The organism is Variovorax sp. dw_954 (assembly GCF_018449755.1).
In the GTDB taxonomy this organism is placed as follows: domain Bacteria; phylum Pseudomonadota; class Gammaproteobacteria; order Burkholderiales; family Burkholderiaceae_C; genus Variovorax.
On sequence record NZ_JAAVVD010000013.1, the window covers coordinates 177,558 to 195,587 of the forward strand.

At 63.5% G+C, this 18,030-nt stretch carries 19 protein-coding genes; 14 read left to right on the forward strand and 5 right to left on the reverse strand.

Features of this window, described 5'->3' with window-relative positions:
* The 12 genes from HB681_RS20855 (at position 1) to HB681_RS20910 (ending at position 11,665) form a co-directional block, all read left to right on the forward strand.
* The gene (locus HB681_RS20855) at positions 1-231 is read left to right on the forward strand and encodes a hypothetical protein (protein WP_213956776.1); all 231 of its coding nucleotides are present in this window, start codon (positions 1-3) and stop codon (positions 229-231) included.
* A gap of 20 nt (positions 232-251) precedes the next feature.
* Positions 252-1,307: a type IV secretion system protein gene (locus HB681_RS20860; RefSeq protein WP_213956777.1), complete on the forward strand. Its 1,056-nt coding sequence runs from the start codon at positions 252-254 to the stop codon at positions 1,305-1,307.
* A gap of 164 nt (positions 1,308-1,471) precedes the next feature.
* The gene (locus tag HB681_RS20865) at positions 1,472-2,197 is read left to right on the forward strand and encodes a VirB8/TrbF family protein (protein ID WP_213956778.1); all 726 of its coding nucleotides are present in this window, start codon (positions 1,472-1,474) and stop codon (positions 2,195-2,197) included.
* Between the two features lie 32 nt (positions 2,198-2,229).
* Complete coding sequence (locus HB681_RS20870) at positions 2,230-3,036, forward strand: TrbG/VirB9 family P-type conjugative transfer protein (protein WP_256354504.1); 807 nt, start codon at positions 2,230-2,232, stop codon at positions 3,034-3,036.
* Positions 3,033-4,397, forward strand: a complete 1,365-nt coding sequence (gene virB10, locus HB681_RS20875; protein ID WP_213956780.1) for a type IV secretion system protein VirB10 — start codon at positions 3,033-3,035, stop codon at positions 4,395-4,397. Before HB681_RS20870 ends, virB10 begins: the two co-directional genes overlap by 4 nt.
* A complete protein-coding gene (virB11, locus tag HB681_RS20880; protein ID WP_256354505.1) occupies positions 4,366-5,505 on the forward strand; it encodes a P-type DNA transfer ATPase VirB11 in 1,140 nt (379 codons plus the stop codon). Before virB10 ends, virB11 begins: the two co-directional genes overlap by 32 nt.
* Complete coding sequence (locus HB681_RS20885; protein WP_213956781.1) at positions 5,471-7,414, forward strand: type IV secretory system conjugative DNA transfer family protein; 1,944 nt, start codon at positions 5,471-5,473, stop codon at positions 7,412-7,414. Before virB11 ends, HB681_RS20885 begins: the two co-directional genes overlap by 35 nt.
* Positions 7,415-7,432: 18 nt before the next feature.
* Entirely contained in the window at positions 7,433-8,629 is a 1,197-nt protein-coding gene (locus tag HB681_RS20890; RefSeq protein ID WP_213956782.1) for an LPD7 domain-containing protein, read from the forward strand.
* 29 nt (positions 8,630-8,658) lie between these two features.
* Entirely contained in the window at positions 8,659-9,231 is a 573-nt protein-coding gene (locus HB681_RS20895) for a phospholipase D family protein (protein ID WP_256354506.1), read from the forward strand.
* 1 nt (position 9,232) lies between these two features.
* Positions 9,233-9,949, forward strand: coding sequence for a TraX family protein (locus HB681_RS20900; RefSeq protein ID WP_213956783.1), 717 nt, complete (start codon positions 9,233-9,235; stop codon positions 9,947-9,949).
* 109 nt (positions 9,950-10,058) lie between these two features.
* On the forward strand, positions 10,059-10,541 hold the full coding sequence (locus HB681_RS20905) for a hypothetical protein (RefSeq protein ID WP_213956784.1): 483 nt from the start codon (positions 10,059-10,061) through the stop codon (positions 10,539-10,541).
* A complete protein-coding gene (locus HB681_RS20910) occupies positions 10,538-11,665 on the forward strand; it encodes a zeta toxin family protein (protein WP_213956785.1) in 1,128 nt (375 codons plus the stop codon). The genes HB681_RS20905 and HB681_RS20910 overlap by 4 nt, the downstream gene beginning before the upstream one ends.
* Before the next feature lie 290 nt (positions 11,666-11,955).
* Here the strand turns inward: HB681_RS20910 and HB681_RS20915 are convergent, their stop codons facing one another.
* The 4 genes from HB681_RS20915 to HB681_RS20930 form a co-directional block, all read right to left on the reverse strand.
* On the reverse strand, positions 11,956-12,105 hold the full coding sequence (locus tag HB681_RS20915) for a hypothetical protein (RefSeq protein WP_213956786.1): 150 nt from the start codon (positions 12,103-12,105) through the stop codon (positions 11,956-11,958).
* Between the two features lie 319 nt (positions 12,106-12,424).
* A complete protein-coding gene (locus HB681_RS20920; RefSeq protein ID WP_256354507.1) occupies positions 12,425-13,513 on the reverse strand; it encodes a relaxase/mobilization nuclease domain-containing protein in 1,089 nt (362 codons plus the stop codon).
* On the reverse strand, positions 13,506-14,006 hold the full coding sequence (locus HB681_RS38200; RefSeq protein WP_256354508.1) for a hypothetical protein: 501 nt from the start codon (positions 14,004-14,006) through the stop codon (positions 13,506-13,508). The genes HB681_RS20920 and HB681_RS38200 overlap by 8 nt, the downstream gene beginning before the upstream one ends.
* Before the next feature lie 328 nt (positions 14,007-14,334).
* Entirely contained in the window at positions 14,335-14,592 is a 258-nt protein-coding gene (locus tag HB681_RS20930; protein WP_213956787.1) for a hypothetical protein, read from the reverse strand.
* Positions 14,593-14,687: 95 nt separating this feature from the next.
* Here HB681_RS20930 and HB681_RS20935 point away from each other — a divergent pair, with 95 nt between their 5' ends.
* The gene (locus HB681_RS20935) at positions 14,688-14,885 is read left to right on the forward strand and encodes a hypothetical protein (protein WP_213956788.1); all 198 of its coding nucleotides are present in this window, start codon (positions 14,688-14,690) and stop codon (positions 14,883-14,885) included.
* Between the two features lie 47 nt (positions 14,886-14,932).
* Here HB681_RS20935 and HB681_RS20940 read toward each other — a convergent pair whose 3' ends face one another.
* Complete coding sequence (locus HB681_RS20940) at positions 14,933-17,500, reverse strand: ParB/RepB/Spo0J family partition protein (protein WP_213956789.1); 2,568 nt, start codon at positions 17,498-17,500, stop codon at positions 14,933-14,935.
* 131 nt (positions 17,501-17,631) lie between these two features.
* Between HB681_RS20940 and HB681_RS20945 the strand changes: the two genes are divergently transcribed.
* Positions 17,632-18,012 carry a hypothetical protein gene (locus HB681_RS20945; protein ID WP_213956790.1) on the forward strand — a complete coding sequence of 127 codons (381 nt, stop codon included), beginning with the start codon at positions 17,632-17,634 and terminating at the stop codon, positions 18,010-18,012.
* Positions 18,013-18,030: the final 18 nt, after the last annotated feature.

Sequence of the window (18,030 nt, forward strand, 5' to 3'; positions counted from 1 at the left end):
GTGACAAAGCTTGCGTGGGCTTTCAGCCTCGCTGTCCTCGTGGTGGCAGCGGGAGGAACCGTTTTTTACTACACCCAGCATCAGCAAGTCGAGCAACCAGCGACGGCGATGCCATCCAGTCCTGAGCCTTCGATTGCTGCGCCTCAACAGAAACGCGACGATGAAATGCAGCGTCGAAAGCTCGAAGGCATCGGCAGCACCAAGAATCTCAAACCCGTCCCAATTCCTTAGCGCAACGTTAGGAGATTGCCGTGGGACTCTTTGCTCAATTTTTCACGTGGATCGACGCGCAAGTTGCGGTCTACGTGAGCTTGAACACAATCCGAGTCGCTGCCGCTATCGAACCGACCGCCGTGACGCTAGCCACCATCTACGTGATGATGTGGGGATTCATGAGCATCACCGGCCGCATACAGGAACCGATTTGGGAAGGTATTCGACGCATCATCACAATCGTCCTGATTCTCGGAGTAGGCCTCCGGTTGTGGACATACAACGAGATCATCACAAATACGTTCTTCACGGCCCCAGGCCAACTCGCCGCCGCAGTAGTTGGGGCTCCAAATGTCGTAAGCGTGATAGACCAAGTTTGGCTTGAAGGCACTGCGATTGCGGAACTGCTTTTGAGAAAGGGCAGCATCCTCGACAGTGACTTCGCCTTCTATGCTGCAGGCTTCCTTGTCTACTTACTGGTCGGCCTGGCAGTGGTTGTCACCGCATTCATGCTGGCGTTGTCAAAGGTTGCAATCGCGATTCTTTTGGCAATTGGACCGCTCTTCATCGTGATGTTGTTCTTCGATGCAACGAAGCGCTTCTTCGAGGCATGGGTGGCCCAGCTCGCGAACTATGCGTTGATTGGAATACTCACGTTGTTGACCTCCGCGTTACTGCTGACAGTGGTCAAAGCCTACGCATCAAGTGCCGCCGCGTCCGGCACTGGAATAACGGTTGCAGAAAGCGCGCGCGTCTGCATGGTGTCAACCTTGGTGTTTCTGGTGATGCGCCAAGTAATGCCCATTTCTGCGGGGCTCGCAAGCGGTGTCGCGCTCAGCACCTATGGGGCGGTGAGCGGGGCCATCCGCTGGGGAATGGGCGGAGCTCGGCGCACTTCGTATGAGTTCAGTCGGGGGTTGATCGACGGCCTCAAGAGAGAGCCTGGCAGTAGATGGGATTCGTTCCGCCGTCTGGCAGGAAACCGCGTTGGTGCCGGCGTTGCCAGCACATGGGACCGCGCAAGCGGAGCGCGCCGTGGCGGCACCTTGATCCCGCGTGAGCAGGTCATGCCAAACCCGAACCGTCGCCGCTAAGCGTCGGGAAGGCATCATGAAATCCCTACTCGCCTTGTTCGCCCTGTTCGTTTGTGTCTCGCTGCCAGGTTGCGGCACGCGTCCACCGCTGCCACCTGAATGCGAAGGATCGCTCAGCCCTATCAACGGACAACCGGGCCAAGTCTCTTCAGCAGGGGCGTTCCATGAATCGCGAACCAACCCTTGATCGCTATCTTTTGGAGGCCCAGAGCTGGGAGATGGACCGCGCGCGTCGCGCAGAGCGGTCCTCCAAAATCGCTTGGATAGTCGCTGGCGTCGCTTCGCTCATTGCGCTCCTTGCCGTCGGTGCAGTTGCCGGCCTGACGCCTCTCAAGCAGCCGGTCCCTGTCGTCATTCGCGTCGACAGCAGCAGCGGCGTCGTCGATATCGTGCCGGCGTATGAAGGCACCACGGATATCGAGCAGGTGGTCACCCGCAACCTGCTCTCGACCTACGTCATCGCACGCGAGCGCTACTTCTACGGTACCGCTGAGGCTGACTATGACCTGGTCGCCGCCGAGAACTCGCCGCGGCTGAACCAGGAATGGGCGGCACTCTGGAACGTGAACAACCCGCTCTCGCCGCTCAACGTCTTCAAGGACGGGACGACGGTGCGCACGCAGGTCCGTTCGGTCACCTTCCTGAAACTGGAGAGTGGCCGTGACAAACTGGCCCAGGTTCGCTTCAGCCGCTACGCGCGTCCCGGCGGCACCGGCGAGGAGCAGGCCAGCCACTGGGTGTCGACCATCGAGTTCGCGTATACGCAGCCCTTCAAGGACGACAAGACACGGTCGCTGAACCCCTTGGGATTTCGGGTGCTGGAGTACCGCCGGGAACCAGAAGTTGCGGCGAGCGGAGTCGACCCGCCCGCGAAGGCTGGCCCGCGATGAACTCCTTCCCCGCAGTCCTGCTCGCAGGCGCCTTGATCCTCGTCTTCGCCCCGGTCCTCGCGCCAGAGGGCACTGCCTTTGCTGCGACCATGCCGCCGATGGGACGGGTCGATGCGCGCATCCGCGTCGTCGCCTACAACCCGGACGATGTGGTCACGCTGCAGGGCTATGTCGGCTACCAGATCCACCTGCAGTGGGCGGAAGGCGAAGAGTTCGTCAATCTCGGCTCTGGCGACAACGGGGCATTCGATGTGGGTGCGGAGCGCAACCACTTCTTCATCAAGCCGAAGGAAGCGCACGCGTCGACCAACCTTACCGTGCTGACGAACCGCAGGGCCTATCACTTCGACTACGTCGTCTCCGCCAACGCGCCCACGGGGGCTGCCGCCCGACGCATGGTCTATTCGATCCGCTTCACCTATCCCGAAGACGACGCGCGATTTGCCGCTGCCGAGCGGGAACGACAACGGACGGAGGCACGCATCCGGCAGTCGGCCACGGGGAGGCCGCTCAACACCGACTACTGGTTTTGCGGCAGCGACAGCCTGAAGCCCATGAGCGCCGTTGACGACGGCGTGCAAACGCGGCTGCGCTTCCAGGCGCGATCCGAATTTCCGGCCATGTTCGTCCAGAACGACGACGGCACGGAGTCATTGTTGAACTTCAATATCGAGGACGACGAGGTCGTGATCCATCGTGTGGCCCGACGCTTCGTCTTGCGCCGGGGCAAGCTGGTCGGTTGCGTCTTGAACCAGTCGTTCGCGGGCGGTGGAGCTCGCACGAAGGCAAACACCAACGTACCGGGAGTCCAGCGCACGAATTCAGGAGAGAACCCATGACTCGGCAGGATCGGTTTCGCCATGCCCCTCCCGGCGAGCCATCATCAGTCGATGGTGGCAGCGATTCGTACGACGTCGACCAGGAGACTGGAGAGATCCTTTCGCCACGGGAGGATCCGCAGGGCCGGAACGATGCGTCCATCCCGAACGCCGGGGCAGCCACGGTACAGGGCGAACGGGCGATCCCGTCGGTCAACCGCGAGCGTTCGATCCAGTCTCGCATCAGTGGCTCGCTCGCGCTCGGCACGTTTGTCCTCCTTGGCGTCGGATTTCTGTTCTGGTACTACAACACGCAGTACTCCAGGGCCCATGAGGTCGAGGAGACCGCAAAGAAAGCCGCCGCAGCGCGCGCGGGCGGTGAGATGAAGGTTCCCCCCTTGGGCCGCGTCGATCCCCCAAGGCCCGCGCAGGGCTCAGTTCCCGTCGCTGCGCCGGCAGCCCTCCCCACGCCCCCGACGGTGCCAGCCACAAACACCAACGCAGGTCCGCCACAGAAAACCCCGGAGCAACTCGCGCTCGAGCGACAACTCGGGATCCCGGTCTTACGACGTGCACAGACAGCGCAGACACCGGGCCCGGCTGGGCCCCCTGGCCCATATGGCCCCTACGGTGGGTACATGGGCGCACAGCCCGGCGCCCTGCCCAACATGGCGCAGCTCCTCGGCACCCTCCAGATGCCGGGCACGGCTGCGCCTGTCGCGGGCGGAACCCTGGCAGCCAACCTGAGGCCCACGCCGACGCCGGCAGTGACCGCCCAGATGCTGCCGACCCGACGCATGTTGCTGCCCAAGGGCGCATTCATCGATTGCACGCTGGAGACGGCCATCGATTCCACCTATGAAGGCATGACCACCTGCATAGGGGCAAGCGACATCTACGGCGCGGATGGCAAGGTGGTGCTGCTCGAACGGGGCACGAAGTACGTCGGTGAGCAGCGCGGCGAACCGCGGCAGGGACAGGGCCGCGTTTTCGTGGTCTGGAACGAGGCGCGCACGCCCACGGGCGTTGTCGTGCAGCTTGCCTCCCCGGGCACAGACGAGCTTGGCCGGAACGGCCTCCCCGGCTTCGTCGACAGGCACTTCTGGGAGCGGTTTGGCGCGGCCATCCTGATCTCGGTGATCGACGGGACGATGCAGGCTATCGCCGCCAGCCAGCAAAGCGGCACCAACGTCGGCAGTGGGGGTGGCGTGGTGCTCGGCCCGCAAAGCGGGCGTGACGTCGTGACCGAAGTGCTTCGCAGCACCGTCAACATACCGCCGACCGTCATCAAGAACCAAGGGGAACGCATCCAGATCCTCGTGGCACGCGACGTGGACTTCAGGACAGTCTATGCACTCCGAAACGATCCAGCCAATCCGTGACGTTGCGCCGCACGCGACGACTCGGTTCGAAGGCGGCAACAGCGGCGTCGCCCAGCACGGCATGACGCTGACGGACGGGCCGTCGTCGCTTTCGCTGTTCCTTGGTCCACTGGCCTCCTTGCTCAACGACACGGAAGTCACCGAGATCTGCATCAATCAGCCTGGCTCGGCTTTCGTGGAGCGACAGTCAGGCTGGAAGCACGAGGTTCTCCCCTTCGCGAGCTTTGAGTGGTGCATGTCGATCGCCAAGCTCGTCGCCAATTTCACGCGCCAGCGCATCTCGGCCAGCGAGCCCTTGTTGTCCGCAACGCTGCCGGGCGGCGAGCGCATCCAGATCGTGCTGCCTCCCGCCACCGAGGACAGGACCGTCTCGATCACGATCCGGCGGCCGTCGAACGTGCTGTGGACACTGGAAGAACTCGAGGCCTTCAACATCTTCGACGCCACGCGTGGCGCGCCCGCGGCACGCTGTCAAGTAAACAGCGAAGGCGCTCTTGCCCCCGCTGACCGGGAACTGATGGGCCTGCTAGCAACGCGCAGGTTCGTGCAGTTCCTGCGCCGGGCCGTTCAGTTGCGCAAGAACATCCTGCTCTCAGGCGCCACCGGCTCAGGCAAGACCACGATCAGCAAGGCGCTGATCCTCGAAGTGCCCGCCGAAGACCGGCTGGTGACGATCGAGGACGTGAAGGAACTGTCGCTGCGCAACCAGCCGAACCATGTGCGACTCTTTTATTCGCAAGGTGCCCAGGGTCAGGCATCGGTGACGCCGGGACAGCTGCTCGCAAGCGCGAAGCGCCAGCGCCCGGACCGCGTCTTTGTGTCCGAGCTTCGCACGGGCGATGAGGTCTATGACTACCTCGTCTCAGTGAACACCGGCCACCCGGGCTCGATCACGAGCATCCATGCAGACAGCGCGGAGATGGCCTTCGTGGCGCTCGCGCAGTTGATGAAGCGCAGCGAGGCTGGCCAGGGCATGAGCACACGCGAAGGCGTCGAACTGGCGCAGCTCAGCGTGGACGTGGTGGTGCAGTGCGCGCGGGACCGTCAGCGCCGCATGGTGCGGGAGATCTGGTATGACCCTGGTACCAAGCTCAGAGGGCTCCCGTAGCCCGCTTAAGGTGGGAGCAGCGCTGCTGCTGGCGGCGGTGGTAGGCCTGTACCTCGCGGGCTACTTCTTCCTGATGGCCGTGAAGTTGCCGCCGCACGACGCCACTCCGCTCACAACTTATCGGTACTGGCAGGACTACGGCGAGCGCCCGGACATCCGGCGCGCCTTGCTGATGGCGCTGGCCGGAGGCGAAGGACTTGCGCTCGGTGTCATCGGATTCGCGCTCTTGCCACGGCGTCGGCCGTTGCACGGGGAAGCACGCTTCGCGCGCCGGCGGGAGATCGAACAGGCCGGCCTCCTCGGCGAGGCAGGGATCATCCTGGGCCGCCTCGGCAACCGGTACCTCGTGCTCCCGGGTCAGCAGGGCGTGGAACTCGAAGCCCCGCCCCGCAGTGGCAAAGGCGTCGGCGTCGTCATTCCGAACCTGCTGAACTGGCCAGGCTCCACGATCGTCAGCGACATCAAGGGCGAGAATTTCATCCGCACCGCGGGCTTCCGCAAGGCGCATGGCCAGGAAGTCCACCTGTTCGACCCGCTGTCGGAACGAGAACGCTCCGCGCGCTGGAACCCGCTGGGCTATGTCTCCGAGATTCCCTACCGTTGCATCGACGATCTCCAGCGCATCGGCACCATGCTGTTTCCGGATCCCCATGCCGGCGATCCATTCTGGACCTCGTCGGCGCGTTCGCTGTTCCTGGGCATCGCCCTGTATCTCTTCGAGACCGAAGGTGCGACCCGCACGCTGGGTGAGGTGCTGCGTCAAGGCATGGCCAGTGATGACGAAGGCTTCCAGAAACACTGGAAGCGTGTCATCGACGCCTGCGAGCGCGCCGGCTACCCGCTCTCGCAGGAAACCGTGCAAAGCCTCTATGACGTGATCGACCTCGCTCCCACCACCGCGTCGAGCATCCGCAAGACCTTCACCAGCCGACTCGACCTCTGGCTGAACCCGATGATCGACGCGGCCACCTCGGCCAACGATTTCGACCTGCGCGAGTTGCGCAAGCGTCCGATCTCCATCTACGTGCAGATCAACCCCGACAACATCGCGCGGCTTCAGCCACTGTTGAATCTGTTCTTCCAGCAGGCGATCGGCTTGCAGACGCGCGAACTGCCCGAGAACAACCCGGAACTCAGACACCAGTTGCTGCTCATGCTCGACGAGTTTCCGGCCCTTGGACGCATCCCCGTGATCGCGGAATCCACCGCCTTCCTGCCGGGCTACAACGTCCGCACCGTGATCATCGTCCAGTCGAACTCCCAGCTCATCGAGAAGTACGGCGTCGAGGGAGCCAAGTCGATCCGCAAGATGCTGGCAGCGCGAATAGTCTTTCCGCCGAAGGAGTTCGAGGACGCCGAGGCCGTTTCGCGTGAGCTCGGAACCTACACGGTCAAGCAGAAAAGCGTCAGTCGCCCCATGTGGGGCGGCGCGGGCAAGTCGCCGAGCGTGAGCATCAGCGAGCAGCCTCGCCGCCTCCTGCTGCCGCCGGAGGTCAAGGAGCTGGGCGCCGACTGGTTGATCTTGTTCTACGAAGGCCTGCGCCCCGTCTTAGCACACCGCGTCTTTTACTTCCGCGACAAGTACTTCGCCCGGCGCGAGCTGCCGCCACCGGAGGTTCCCAAACTTGAGATCGCGAAGCCGTCCAACTCGCGGCCGCCGACGGCCGCCCCGGCGTCCAGGAACGACTCCCGCGCCAAGCGACCCCAATCCTCTTCGTCCACCGCCCATGCCACTTCCAAGGAAACCAAGGAGGTACCCGAAATGCAAGTCGATCCAGCTCGCCTTGACGAGCTCAACCTCGATGACTTTTCCCTTGACTTCGACGACGTCGTGATCCCCAAGGGGGGATGGACCGATGCGGAAGTCCAGGCCGCGGCCGACAGGTTCGTGTCGCAACTGCTCGACTGAGATCGTGAGGCAAACACCATGGCTAACCCTCAAGACCAGAACGACGACGCCGATGATGCTGGCTCGGTCGGCGAACACCCGCCCGTACCTTCAAAGCCGTCGAATAGGATCGTCCCGGACGCAGTCGCACAGCGCTTTCTGCGCATCGGTGATCGGTACTTCTTTGCTGACCGCACTCTCGCGTTCGTTGATCACGGTGACCGCCTGAAGGTACGCACGCACAACCTCGAAGTGGTGCACAGCGTCGTGGCCATCATGGAGGCGCGGGGCTGGCAAACCATTCGGGTGACCGGGACCAAAGAATTCCGTCAGAAGGTCTGGCACGAAGCCACCATGCGGGGCATCGGCGTTCAGGGCTACGAACCAGACCCGCTGGAGATGCATCAACTGCAGCGCACTTTGGATCGTGATTCGAAGCCGCCTTCGCACGAGCCTGCGCGGGATAGGCAGGACAAGCGTGGCAAGCAGGACAAGCGTGGCAAGCAGGGCAAGCGGGGCAAGCGGGATGCCATAACTACGCGCAACGATGCACCCGAACTGAGTGGCCCTTCACCCAATGATCCTGAACCCGCCGGTTCACGCACGGGTATGCGTCCACCGACCGTCGGAGTGCTCCTGGCGCACGCCGCCGCACCCTATCAGTTCGATCCCGAACAGCGGCTGTCGTACTACGTGCGCGTTGAGACAGAAGTCGGGGAACGTACTCTTTGGGGGACTGACCTGGAACGCGCCATCGCGGAGTCGCGCTCTGACGCACAGGTCGGAGATGAGGTCGTCATCGCTCAGCGCGGCGCGCGGGCTGTCACCGTTCGGGTGCCGGCTCGCAATGCCGAAGGCGAACTGATTGGCGACAAGAAACTCGTCGCGCAGCGTACGACTTGGAGCGTTGAGAAAGCCCACTACCTGGAAACCCTGGAGCGCAAGGCCAATCTTCTTCGAACCGGTGAGGTTTCACCGGTTGACGTCGTGTCGCAGTTTCCAGACCTGACGGGCGCGGTCGTTGGTGTGAAACTGGCCGAGCAATTCGCGCAACGCCTGACGCCGGATCCCGCCGAACAGGCGCGCGTCGTCCAGGCAATTCGCACAGGCTTGGCCAATGCGATTGCTCAAGGCCAGCAGATCAAACTTCCTGAGCAGCGGGCCCATCAAAACCCGGTTCACCATCGCAATCGCGGTGGTCCGTCTCGGGAAGAGCGGCAGCATTCTCGTGGGTGAGATCAACGAATGACCTGAACGTCGCCTCCATGTCGACTCAGCAATCCTCTTCCAAAATCACAAGCCGTTTCCTGTCGACGGTGGTGATGGCGTGCTGCGCATTTGCTGCAACGCCACCTGCGTTGGCGCAACTCGTTCCCGCGCAACCTGTTGTGGTCTCGACCGCCTTCACGCCGGGTAGGGCCTTGGCGCTCGTGCTCGACACGATTCGAGGCGCACGGTCGACCATCTTCGTCGCGGCATACACCTTCACCAGCAAGCCCGTCGCCACCGAGTTGCTTGAAGCGTCGAAGCGCGGCGTGAAGGTGTTCGTCCTCGCCGACGCCACGGAGGCTGGCAAGGGATATTCAGCCGTGCGTTTCCTCGCAAATGAGAGAGTGCCGGTGCGCACCAACGGACGCTACGCGATCCAGCACAACAAGTTCATGGTGATCGACGGCGTCACAGTGCAGACGGGCAGCTTCAACTACACCTCCTCGGCGGCGCAGCGCAATGCAGAGAACGTGATCGTGGTTCGCAACGCCCCAGCTACCTCGGCCCAGTACGACGCAGAATGGCGCCGCCTCTGGAACGAAGGTTCTGAACTCGCGCCGTCCTATTGACATGACGAAGGCGCTGCACGGCGATGTCCCGCGTGCCGCAATAGGCGGCCGCCCCGCCCCGCTACGGGTTGCCACGGGGACCCTGGAAGCCCTGAAGTGGCTGGGCTTGGTCCTGATGACGCTGGACCACGTCAACAAGTACCTTCTTGGAGAAGCGAGCGCCGTGCTCTTCGACCTCGGCCGCATGGTCATGCCCGTCTTCGGCTTTGTCCTCATGTACAACCTCGCGCGGCCCGGAGCCTTGGCCGCGGGCGTGCATGTGCGGGTCATGGGACGATTGCTGGTGTTCGGCGCCCTCTCCACACCGATGTTCGTCGCGCTGGTCGGGTGGTGGCCCCTGAACATCCTCTTCATGCTGCTTCTCTCCACTGGGATCACTTGGCTGCTTGAGTGCGGCGGTCGGGTCCAAACCGTCCTGGCGGTGCTGACCTTCATGCTGGTGGGTGCGGTGGTGGAATTCTGGTGGTTCGGAGTGTTGACGTGCCTTGGTGCTTGGGCGTACTGCCGGAAGCCCACCGGGGTGCGCCTCGCGCTGTGGGCCATGTCACTGGCGTCGCTTTGGCTCATCAACCGGAACTTCGCCGCGATGGCAGCGCTTCTCCTCCTCCTGGCGGCAACGCGAATCGATCTTCCACTCGAACGTCGTCGCTGGCTTTTCTATGGCTTCTATCCCGTTCACCTCGCTGCGATCTGGTTGGCCTTGAAGCTCATTTCATAAGCGACGCAGCCCGTCACGGGTCCCTAACGGGGCGAGCCGCATTCCACGCAACTTTCAGAGGCCGGCCAGGTCTGGCGGGCGGTGCAGTGCTGCTATAACTCGCGTCGCCATGGACAACAGCCCGATCATCCGCTTCCGCCTCGACCGCGAAATTGCCGAGCGCGCGCACCGCATGGCCGCAGAGCGGGGCCTGGAGTTGCCAGACATCATGCGCATGATGCTGACCAAGGCGGTGCGCATTGGTGACTTTTCCATTGACCAGGAACAGCCTGCGCGCGACAGACCCCCCGAAAGTCGATCGGCGCTGGCCTACGAACCGCGCTACTGGGCCGATGCTCTGGCCGCCCTTGACGCAGAGGCTGCACTGGCCGTTCTCCACCAAGCCATCGCCGACCGCACGGCGTGGCTCGACGAAGGCTTGGCCTCCAGGAAACCGGATCTGAAGCGGCTTGAGACAGTCCGCAACGAGCGTGATGAAGCGTGTGAGCTGCTGGCCTCCTTCGATCCAAAGAATACCGCTGCCGTCGCAAAGATCCTGGATCGATTCTCACCCGACTCAAACGAAGGGCCAGCACCGGAGGCACAGACATGATCTCGGCACGCCTGAGCCAGGAGCAGCGCGACCGGATATACGAGGGTCGAATTCGCCCGGATCTGCTCGCTGGCGCCGCGCCGTCAAGGACCCCGGCCGCGATGATTGTCGCGGGACAACCAGGAGCCGGCATCCCTTTCGCGGCGGCTACCCTTCGCCTCGAACTGGCGAAGACGATCGGCGCCGTGGTGCAGCTGAGCGACGATCGACTGCGCGCCTATCACCCCGCCTGGCGGCCGGGCGCGGGGGCTGGATTGCTCAGCGCCCCAGGCTTGGAGCCGGAGGTCGCCTACTGGTCGAATCGCATCGTCCAGGACGCGCAGCAGGGCCGCATGCACCTTCTGGTCGAGGATGAGATACGCGATCCCCGCTCGATCTACAGGGTGGCCACCACGTTGCGCAAGGATGCGTACGTCGTTCAGGCCGTGTTTGTGGCAACCAACGGGGACGAGAGCTCGCTGTCGGCAATGGCGCAGTACGACCTCTGGCGCGATCGGGGGCTCGCTTCACGCTTCGTCTCGAAGCAGGAGCACGATTTGGCGTTAGCCAACGTTCGCTCGGCCATCGGCCTGCTGGAAGAGCGGCGCGCTGTGGACGGCTTGCGGATCATCGACCGGAACGCGCTGCAGTTCTACGAGAACCGCCTGGTCGAAGGCAAGTGGAAGCGGGAGCCGCGCGCCCAAGCCGCCCTGGATACCGTGCGTGACAAGCCCCGATTGCCCAAGGACCTCGCGAAGTTCGCCATGCGATGGGAGACGCTGGTGCAGCGCCTCGCGCACAGCCCGGACGTGCCTCGCGACGTCGCCAGCCAGGCGCTCATATGGCGTAACGACGCTGCTGCGCGCTGCGAGGCAACGCCGGCCGCCGCGCAGATGTTGCAATGGGCTCATGAGGGCGCCGCCTTCCGAGTCATGGACCGCTTCGAATTCGAGCGGGAGTTTCCGCATCACAAGCGCGCGGTCAATGCACTTGGCGCAGCAGTCGTCGAAGCTGAGAAGTACGAAGAAACAGAGAGCGCCCGCTTCCTGGCCAGTGCTCGCGAAAACATCGCGCAGCGCATCGAGCGCGGCGACATGGCACGCATTGCGGCGCGAGAGAAAGAGCGCGAACCGCCGATTCGCTGAGCAGGTCATTCCTGTATCGCCCGACCAGTCCGGCCGTTGCCTCGCCCCCGCTAAGCTTCAAGACTTTGCTGCAAAAGCGTCGTAGATCGAAGCTGGGGCTACTTACGTACCCGACCATGAGCTGGTATTCGTGTGGCCGCCGCGAACTGGCGCTGAAGACTGGGTGCTGCCTCTCGAATTTCGCCTCCGAATGACGGCGATCGTAGCAAGCTGAAGTTCGGCCGCAGCGTTCTTCGATGCGAGCGGTGGTGGCCTCGGAATTTTCAGCAGACTGACGGGGTCTCCAGGGGTCAACGCGCTGGGCGCTGGCAGACCATGCGGCCGGTCTTCTTGTCCCAGTGACACTTCTTGGCAGCGGCGAAGGCGCTCGTAGGCGCCAAGACGGCCAGTCCGAAGGCTGCGACGACGCCCACGAGAACCAATTGCTTGAGGTGCTTCATGTTGGCCACTCTACAGCACGCATAGACGTCCTGCGACGGCGTATGGATTGGCCGCTCAAGGTACGACAGAACCCCGGTCCGATGCAAGACTGTGACGGTTGGCTATCTCTGCAAACGAGCCAGCCAGCGGTCGATACTTACCGCTGTGGGTTGGTGCCGCTCGAGACGCAAGAGACGCTCGACTGAGTACAGCCAACGGCTGCAGTGAGTCGCGCCCTCGCCGCGCGATTGCCGAGACGAGAGCAACGCCGGTGGATGATTCAACCTCTATCGCACCTAAGCCGTGCCCGCACTTGCTTGGGTCGTTTTTGCATCAGGCCTAGCGGCTTCGATCCTTCGACTGATCCCTACCATCAGAGTCACGCGCGCCTCGGCGCGCTTTCAACGCTTCAAGCAGCCTGCTCGCCATCTGCTCGCGGTCCGTACGCACGGGTGGCATTGCGACTACAAATCGCTCCACCTGCTTTGCCAAGGCCTCGTCACCCTGCAGTCGAAGTGCCTCGATCGTTGCCTTCCAATCAGCTTCGACCTGACCACGGGTTGCCGACAGAGTCGCCCTGCCCGGATCGGGAAGCGCCTGGCGTGACCGAAGATCTTCCCCGACGCTTTCAACCTTGCGACGAAAGAAAGTAGATGGCGCGGGAGGTCGCCGTCCTGCACGCTCGTTGCTCGGAAGACTCTGGAACGCCCGCACTGCGCGAAGGCGATGATGAATCGGATCCTTGCTGGGAGTCTTCATCTGCCCGCGAATCTGGCGCGGCGTAGCATTCGCAGCGACTCCTTGTTCGCGCATCAACGCCGCGAACTGCTCACGCCACTGACGCAGCGTCTCCTTGCGAATGTAGAGCCGCTTGCCGGGCTCAGTTTCATGTTGGCATTTCACGACCAGATGCACATGCGGATGCGCCTGATCGGTGTGCAGGGCCATTGCGTACCGATATTGCAAAGCAAAGTTTTCGCGGGCGAAGTCGCGGGCTGCACGCAGCACCTTTTCGGGCGGCGTGCCCGAAGGCATCGACAACACGATGTTGTGCACCAGCTTTGCCCGCGTGTCCTTCTGTCCTTCCCGCGGCTTGGGCTTGTACTGGCTTGGACAAAGATCAAGCTGCCAGTCGACCAGCAGGCCATCCGCAACGTCGCGGCCTTGCAGCGTCAGCCCGTCGTCGGTCTCGATTTCAACCTTGCCGTGACGACCGATGTATTTCAGGTGCGCCCTCGCACCGCCGCAGTCGCGCGCGCCGCCAGACACCTTGACCATCACTTCCGGGACGCGACTGGTGGTGCGTTTGACTTGCTCGACCTGTTCCGGATTCAACCGCAACGTGCCGCCTGGCCCTCGGCGACCATAGCTCACGATGTCGAGTTCCATGCCCGCAGTGCGCGGCAATGAGACGATGCGCTTAGGCATTGCCAGCCTCCCATCCGATCAGGTTCATGCGCACCAAGCCGGAGACGTTTTCACGCACGCTCTCGACTGTATTGCCGACGTCGATGAGTAAGTCTCGTGAAACCGCCGAAGAGCCCGTGCGAAGCTGGCGACCTAGTGCAGCCAGAAGCCCGGCCATGCATCTGAGCTCTTCGAGTTCGGCAGGCGGCATGACCGCAGGGCTGCGTACATGTGCTCGGATCAGCATCGCCAAATAGCTTGAGGTCTTCATGCGGCGCGCAGAAGCCTTGGCGTCCGCAAGCGCGCGATCGCCAGGGCGCAAACGAAGCGTGAGGCGGTCACCGGCGCAACCTTGATCGGCCTTTCGATCGGTCGGCAACGACGCTCCCGGCGTCGCGTTTACAGCAAGCACCTTGTCGACGAGCAACCCGAGCAATGCCGATTCGGTGAGGCCCTGCTGGGCCGCGAGGGCGGCGAATCTCGTCTTCGTTTCCGACGAAACGCGCATGGACATGACTGCGGATCGAGTGGCACTGGGCATCTGAACACCAAGGGCGTAAACAATGTCTGACGCCAGTCTATCCTGCCCTCAATCCCAAACAAGGACTCCCCGCCGTCATGCCGAACATTTCGAGGTTTCAGACCTTCAACCCTCCGACCTGCCTACCAACCAGGTGTCGTCATGCCGAACACGTCTTTGCAGCCGGCGCATGCAAGCGCTTCCCGAATCACCGAGGTAGGCGTGGCGTCATGCCGAACATATCGAGGGTTTCAGCCCTCCAAGTCACCTACCCACCAAGTGCCCTCAACCTCCGGCTGGTCCGTTAAAGACGACGCGATCCTCAATCGTGCCCGCTCGAGGCAATCCGCCGCGCGATCTCCACAACTCGCTCGGCCTCGTCCAGGCAGCGGGCGATGTCTGCCAGGTCGCTGTCCGGGCGATGTCGTTCGACTGCCTGAGCGACACCGAGCACTGCCAGTTGCAGCAACGCCTCGCACTCGTGCATGCGCTGGCATAGGCATTGCCACTCGAAGCGCGACAGCGGTGGCGCGGAGCCTTTTCGGAGCGACTGACTATCGCCGTTGACGGTCGCGCGCATGGCGGCCCCCTGCAGCGGTCGGTGCGTCGACCGCAGGAGCAGACACGCTCCCCGGGCCATTCAGCGGCACGGGCGTCAGGTCGCCTGAACTCCCGATGCCGGCAAGCACCGCAGGATCGGGCTGGAATCGCGTAGCGAACGAGTTGATCGAAGAGGGACTGGTCGTCGACGGGCGGGATGCCGGCATTGTCTCGATGATGACCACCGTGACGAGTAGCACGGCGGCGCCGGACACAATGAGCTTGTTTCGGATGTTCATGTCGAGCCTCCATGGAGAACTGTTTGAAGATTGAATGGAATGAGTGAATGGAACTGCCGGGGGCCGGCAGTCGCATGAAGTTCACGCTGATGGGTTTGCCTCGTGGCCGTCTGGCGAGTTCAATGTTTGCAATGGCAACGGCAGCCACCGCGTCCCTTCCAGCTTGCTCGCGCAGTAGCAGACCAGGTCCGGCTTCTTCATGCCAGCGGTCGCCTGTGTTGGGTCCATGCCAGTAGCCTCCTTCACGGCTTCGAGTGCCTTGGCCTTGCTGACGTGGCCGAGATAGCCCCCTGCGGTGGGCTCCCACCAGTCGGCCATGTCGAGGCCCAATGCCTGCGCCAGCGCATCGCTGTGATTGGACGTGTTGCGGGGGCGTGCGGCGATGGCGTTGACACTGCGGGCGGTGCAGTAGGCCAGCAGGTCGAGCATTGTTTCCTGCGGCTGCGCGAGCAGCCAGCGGAACAGCGCGGCAGGGTTGCCGGGGAGCCGATCACCCCACATCGTTTCCGCTTCGCCGAGCAGCGTGGCGGCGGGACTGTCGGCGTATTCGCTGGCTTCTCCTGCCAGAGTGCCGTCGCCGGTCACGCGAACTGCAACCTTGACGATGTCGTCGCCGCTGCCGTAGAGGCTGAACACGGTCTCTGCCATGCGGTGCACCAGCGTCGCGAGCGCCACCTGCGGGTTCTGCAGCAATGCGGCTTGCAGTGCCGCCGTGCGGTGCGCTGTCAGGTCGCGCATGAGCTTCTCGCTGAACTCGGGCCGGGTCGAAGGCTGTTCTGCCCGTTCTGCCTGTTCTGCCGCGCCCGAATCAGCATGGGTGATGTCACCCGGTTTTCTGGTCGTCGACTTGCGATCATCGGGCCGCACCAGCCCACGCTCGATCACGATCTCGCCGCGGTGGTCGAGCCGCACCATCGCACCGGCCCGTGCCAGTTGTGCGGGTGCCCAGTGCCGCAATGCAGACCGCGAGGCCATCAGATCTTCGTCAGCCTGGTCGAGCGCTTCGCATAGCTGCTGCTCGATGCGTTCGTAGTCGTCAGCGTCCGGATCGCCTTCGTCCTGATGCCGCTCATAGTCATCGGCACGTTGGCGCTGCTCGCTGGCGAGCCGCTCGATCGTCTCGGCTTCCTCGGGGGTCGGCTCGCGCTCGCTCTGGTCTTCACGGCCGTAGCGCCGCCATGCACTCATGTCGGACTCGAGAGAACATGCCACCCACGACCACCCCTCCTCCTTGACGATGAGTTCGATGCCGCGCAGCTTGTCCATGGCCAGTGCCTGCAGCATGGTCGGGTTGTCGAGGTAGATGCCAGAAAGATCTTCGGGCGAGGAGAACAGGTCGCGCCGCACACTGCCGCCTTCGGCTTCGTAGGCGTCGAGGCCGACGAAGCGGGCAAGCCGGCTGTCCGCACTGCAGGCTTCCTCGGTCACCGCGTTCCGGATGCGCCATGCGCTGCGGTCGTAGGGGCTGAGCCCGTCCCAGACGGCCTCTTGTGAGGCGGGGTCGTCGATCAAGGCCAGCGCCTGCAGTTGATCGGCTTCGATCTCATTGGCGCGGTAAAGGTCGAGGAAACGCGGGGCGAGCCGCGCCAGCTTGAGGCGGCGCTCCACGGTCAGGGGCGAAACGCCAAAGCGCGCGGCCACCTGCGCGACGGTAAGGCCATCCTCGATCAGGCGTCGGAAGGATTCCATCTGGTCCGCTGGATGTATGGCTTCGCGGCCAGAGTTCTCGGCGAGCGACACCTGGACAGCTTGCCCCTGCGCGTACAGCTTGCATTCGATCGGTTGATCGGCAGGCCAGCGAGCAGCGGCCACGAGCAGTTGCATCGCACGCAGTCGCCGTCCACCTGCAACCACGCCGAAGTGGTCGTCTCCCAGCGCCACGATGCTCAGACGTTGGAGCAACCCCTGGGATTCGATCAGCGCGGCCAGTTCGAGCAGGCCGTCCTCGTGATGGACCTTGCGCACGTTGGCATCGCTCAGGGTGAGTTGGTCCAATGGCACCAGCACGTCGCGTCCCATCGGCGCCTTGCGCAGCGCCATCGAAGCATCGACGGCAGCCGCAAGGCCGACTTTCTTGGCGGACGTGCTCACGCGCGGCGCTGTGGTCACGGTCTTCTTCGGCTTGGCAATGGCGGTCATTTCGGTTTCCTTTGCAGTTGAAGTTGAAAGAGATGCCGGGCTCCTAGATCTCGAGCCCTTCAATGAAGGGTTGGGGTTCGCATCGGCCTCCTGCCCGGAACTGGCCGCCGTTCTCCTGAGTCTTTCGCCCGGTGAACGACAGCGACGGCGGGGACGGGGGAGCAAGGGGGAAGGTTTGTAAAGCGAAGCTTTATGAAAACCCCCTTGCAGGCGCAGCCGGTCCCCCGGCACCGCGGGCGCAGAGTCACCGGACAAGGCGAAAGGCACAGGAGAACGGCAGAAACCGCCCGAGGCCGACGCGAGGCCCGACCGCCGCGCGGCGAGCGCCTCGACCTGCCGAAGGACAGGTCTGATCAGGGAAGTCCGGGCGGACGCAGTCCGCTGCGCCAGGGATGCGCAAGGCTGGCGCAGCCAGTCCCCGAAGGGGATGAGCGCGAAGGCGCGAACCTGGAGCAGCCCGACAGCGGCGAAGCCGGTGGGGCGCCCAAGGTATCGGGGATCAAGGCGCAAGTCCGCTGCAGCTATCGCCCGCCAATGCCACCGAAGTCCAGCACTCCCTCCCTCGCCAGATCACAATCAAATTCCATCCCGATTCCCACGTCCAGACCCGAAGCTGGAATGGCGCTTGCAAGGACCGAAGCATGCTGGGCACGCAACAGAAAGCAGTGATCCTCCAAAAGGCAGGCATGACCGTGCCGCCGTTTCCGCGTCGACGTCCGCAGCCACAGGATGGCGATCGGGACGGCGAGGCGCCAGCCTCGCAGCGACAGCTTGTCGCCGGTGACGGCGACGGCGACGGCGACAGAGGTGAGGCGGGAGAGCACGCACGGGAGGCAGCGGCCGATGCATGGAGCAAAGCTGTCGACAAGCTGTATGCCGACTACGCGCTCGCGCGCGCTGCGCACAGCCTTCGTGAAGCCGAACATGCGCGCATCCGCGGGGTTTCAAGAAGCGGCGGCGCCGCGGCCGCTTCGCGGCTTCCCTGCCCGGAGCCCGATACAGGCTCGGACGGACGCGGCTGAAAGCCGCCGGCGCAGACC

Bases quoted from the DNA above. Each gene is read 5' to 3' on its own strand.
- HB681_RS20945 (WP_213956790.1), top strand. From the start codon at position 17,632: ATGCTGGGCACGCAACAGAAAGCAGTGATCCTCCAAAAGGCAGGCATG.
- HB681_RS20930 (WP_213956787.1), bottom strand. From the start codon at position 14,592: ATGCGCGCGACCGTCAACGGCGATAGTCAGTCGCTCCGAAAAGGCTCC.
- virB11 (WP_256354505.1), top strand. From the start codon at position 4,366: ATGCACTCCGAAACGATCCAGCCAATCCGTGACGTTGCGCCGCACGCG.
- HB681_RS20890 (WP_213956782.1), top strand. From the start codon at position 7,433: ATGGCTAACCCTCAAGACCAGAACGACGACGCCGATGATGCTGGCTCG.
- HB681_RS20895 (WP_256354506.1), top strand. From the start codon at position 8,659: ATGTCGACTCAGCAATCCTCTTCCAAAATCACAAGCCGTTTCCTGTCG.
- virB10 (WP_213956780.1), top strand. From the start codon at position 3,033: ATGACTCGGCAGGATCGGTTTCGCCATGCCCCTCCCGGCGAGCCATCA.
- HB681_RS20920 (WP_256354507.1), bottom strand. From the start codon at position 13,513: ATGCCTAAGCGCATCGTCTCATTGCCGCGCACTGCGGGCATGGAACTC.
- HB681_RS20905 (WP_213956784.1), top strand. From the start codon at position 10,059: ATGGACAACAGCCCGATCATCCGCTTCCGCCTCGACCGCGAAATTGCC.
- HB681_RS20910 (WP_213956785.1), top strand. From the start codon at position 10,538: ATGATCTCGGCACGCCTGAGCCAGGAGCAGCGCGACCGGATATACGAG.
- HB681_RS20935 (WP_213956788.1), top strand. From the start codon at position 14,688: ATGCCGGCAAGCACCGCAGGATCGGGCTGGAATCGCGTAGCGAACGAG.
- HB681_RS20915 (WP_213956786.1), bottom strand. From the start codon at position 12,105: ATGAAGCACCTCAAGCAATTGGTTCTCGTGGGCGTCGTCGCAGCCTTC.
- HB681_RS20865 (WP_213956778.1), top strand. From the start codon at position 1,472: ATGAATCGCGAACCAACCCTTGATCGCTATCTTTTGGAGGCCCAGAGC.
- HB681_RS38200 (WP_256354508.1), bottom strand. From the start codon at position 14,006: ATGTCCATGCGCGTTTCGTCGGAAACGAAGACGAGATTCGCCGCCCTC.
- HB681_RS20885 (WP_213956781.1), top strand. From the start codon at position 5,471: ATGACCCTGGTACCAAGCTCAGAGGGCTCCCGTAGCCCGCTTAAGGTG.
- HB681_RS20900 (WP_213956783.1), top strand. From the start codon at position 9,233: ATGACGAAGGCGCTGCACGGCGATGTCCCGCGTGCCGCAATAGGCGGC.